1 protein-coding gene and 3 pseudogenes are annotated in these 2,801 nt (G+C 62.7%); all 4 read left to right on the forward strand.

All coding sequences use genetic code 11. From position 1 onward, the window contains the following. Nucleotides 1-138 precede the first annotated feature (138 nt). A complete protein-coding gene (locus tag AC629_RS49600) occupies nt 139-276 on the forward strand; it encodes a hypothetical protein (RefSeq protein WP_168195735.1) in 138 nt (45 codons plus the stop codon). Between the two features lie 9 nt (nt 277-285). Beyond that, a pseudogene (locus AC629_RS49605) lies at nt 286-642 on the forward strand (CopG family transcriptional regulator); the annotation flags it as partial. 1,219 nt (nt 643-1,861) lie between these two features. After that, nucleotides 1,862-2,455: pseudogene (locus AC629_RS42785) on the forward strand (ABC transporter ATP-binding protein); the annotation flags it as partial. Nucleotides 2,456-2,633: 178 nt separating this feature from the next. Then, nucleotides 2,634-2,801, forward strand: a pseudogene (locus AC629_RS50870) (acyl-CoA dehydrogenase); the annotation flags it as partial.

The following is a 2,801-nucleotide window of genomic DNA, read 5'->3' on the forward strand; positions in this document are numbered from 1 at the left end:
CCGCGGCCTTGATCACCACATAGGCCGGACTGGTGATCAGGTCATGCGCCTTCAGCAGCCGATAGACTGACGCTTCCGAGACGAAGTACTTCCGCTCGTCGGTGAGAACCGGAGCTCGGCCAGCACGAAGAGGTGGAGATGAACCGCAGCACGGAAAGGGCAGTTGCCGATGAGGAAGGTGACGACGAGGTCCAGCGCGCCGGCGTTCTTCGCAAACAGGCCTCTAGCGTTGCGCGTCAAGCCGCAATGGATCCGGGTGACGGTCTCGATCTCTGAGCAGAGAGCATGCGCACCAAGCATACGTTTCGTCTGCCGCCGGACCTCGCTGTTCAGCTTGCTGACTATGCCAGCCGCAAGCGGGTGGCTCAGGCGCTCGTTGTGGAGACGGCGCTGTCGACGTTTCTGTCGCCAGACAATTCGGAGCGAATGGAGGCAGCGCTCAGCCGGCGTTTGGACCGTCTGACCCGCCAGTTCGAACGCCTTGAACGCCACGTTACGATTCCGAACGAGGCGCTAGCCCTGTTCGTCCGGTTTTGGCTCACGGCGACTCCGCCTTTGCCTGACACGGCACAACCAGCAGCCCAGGCGAAAGGACGCGAGCGATATGAGTCGTTTGTCGAAGCATTGGGCCGACGCCTGGCTGCGGCGGCATGGGCGGCATGGGGGCATGAACTTCTGATCCAGCCGCGTCACGCCGAACCACGAAATGCGAAAACCTCTGCAGCCATGCCGGGGTTTTTCTACTTGGGACGGACTCACAACGCGTCACCTGGCCTGTCTCATGTTTGCTGTCAACCGGAACCACTCCCGGTTCGGCGGCGGATGCCGAACAAGGGTGGAGCGCTCCAGTCGTTCGCGCGTCACTGCCGATGCTATTGCCCGCCGACTGCCGCCACTTATTTGGGGCACCGCGGATTTCGACAGGTCGAGCGCTTTTAACGCGATCCTGTTTCTGTCGCGCCCAATCGCTGTCCATGGTACGTAGAGAGATTTGCAGCCGGCTTGCCGTTCTGGTAGCGCCGCGCGATTTACGCCAGCAATTCCCGCTGACGCGCGTCACGTTGCGCTTTGAAAGCAGCGACGAAGACCTCAAGGCCGGCCGAGGTTAAACCGTTCTTAGTGACGAGACCCAGCCGCATGAGGTTGACCGTCTCAATCAGGCTGTCGCCATGCGTGGAACCTCCGCCGAACAGCTTAATGACAATTCACTGCTCCCTGCGAGCTAGCCTGTTCCAGCGCGTCAAGTCGGGCATCCCAATGCCTCACGCGAATCGCTGCATGACACTGATGAATTAGCCGGTCGCCCAGAGGCGAAATCGTGGCAGCGGCGTCAACGCTGTGAGTAGAGGCTAGGTTTTTCTAGATGCCCTGATGCTACCGAGCTCGCGAGTCGGCGATGATGGTCGTGCACGGAGCCGACTCACCTTAGAAAATGCGAGTTCGCTTGCGCATGTTACTTCGCCGACGCTCGATCGCCAACACCTTGGGCGCGAGCCGACTGGTGTAAGCGGGAAATGGCGCGAATGCGTAGAAGGTCCCCGGCGAGTGAGCACGCCGGGGCCTTTTCGTTCAACGCTGATGGCCCAGCCCAACTCCAAGGCTGCGAGCCTTCTGTCTCAATGAGCCTTCGGAGCGCTTCATCAGCTTCGAGAGTTTGGCCACGGGGGTGCGGGCCTTGGAAGACGTCCGGGAAGGGAAAGCGCCGATCCAGAGTCAGCTCGGCTCCAACTCAAAAGACTCGTGGCCGTCCTTCCAATTCGCGCCGTATCAGTCCACGATCTTGATCTTGGATAGCTCAGGGAGATCGCCGGTCGCAATCTTCGTCTGCGCAATGGTCAGAGGTCCGCGATCATAATAGGACGCAGCCCTCGACAAGCCCAGGGCCGGAACGCTGCGCGAAGACGAGACCCGCATTACCCGCCCACATCCGTCGCGCGTCGTCGTGTTTCAGGACCCGACGCTGTTTCCCTGGCGCTCGGTCTGGGACAATGTCGCGCTCGGGCTGGAGGCCCAGGGTATCCTCAAGAGCCAGCGCCAGCGCGTCGATGGCGCGCTCGATCTCGTCGGACTTGCCTCCTTCCGCAATGCTTATCCGCATCAGCTCTCCGGCGGCATGGCGCAACGCGTCGCGCTTGCCCGCGCGCTGGTCAACGATCCAAAAATCCTGATCCTCGACGAGCTGCTCGGCAAACCCGACTCGCTCACCCGCATTACCATGCAGGCCGAGCTCGTCTCACTCTGGCAGCGCAAGGGCTTTACGACGCTCTTGGTGACGCATGATGCTGAGGAAGCGTTGGTGCTCGCCAACCGCGTCATCGTCTTCAGCGACCGACCGGCACGGGTCAAGGCCGACATCCAGGTCGACTGGCCCTATCCGCGCCATCGCGGCGATCCTTATCTCGCGGATCTGCGCCGCCAGATCCTCGGCCTCTTGGGGTTAGATGCCACATGGTGACGTCTTCAGGGAGCCCGGCCGCGCGGGAAAGGGCGGTCCCGGCCGCGGCCGATTATTTCGCGCGCGCGCAAAGCCTTGCCGCGACCTTCTCCGGGCGCGCGGCAGCGCATGACCGCGACGGCAGCTTCACTTTGAGAACTTCAGGGAGCTCTCGGAGGCCGGTCTGCTGTCGCTGACGGTGCCGGCCGCACTCGGCGGCGCCGGCGCCGGCGTAAGAGATGCCTCCCGCATCGTCGGCATCATCGGCCAAGCCGGTCCGTCGACCGCGCTGGTGCTGTCGATGCACTGCATCAATCACCTGGTGATGGCCCGCAGCCCGGCCTGGCCGGCCCGGCTGGCGCGCAAG

Source organism: Bradyrhizobium sp. NAS80.1 (assembly GCF_001908205.1).
Taxonomy (GTDB): domain Bacteria; phylum Pseudomonadota; class Alphaproteobacteria; order Rhizobiales; family Xanthobacteraceae; genus Bradyrhizobium.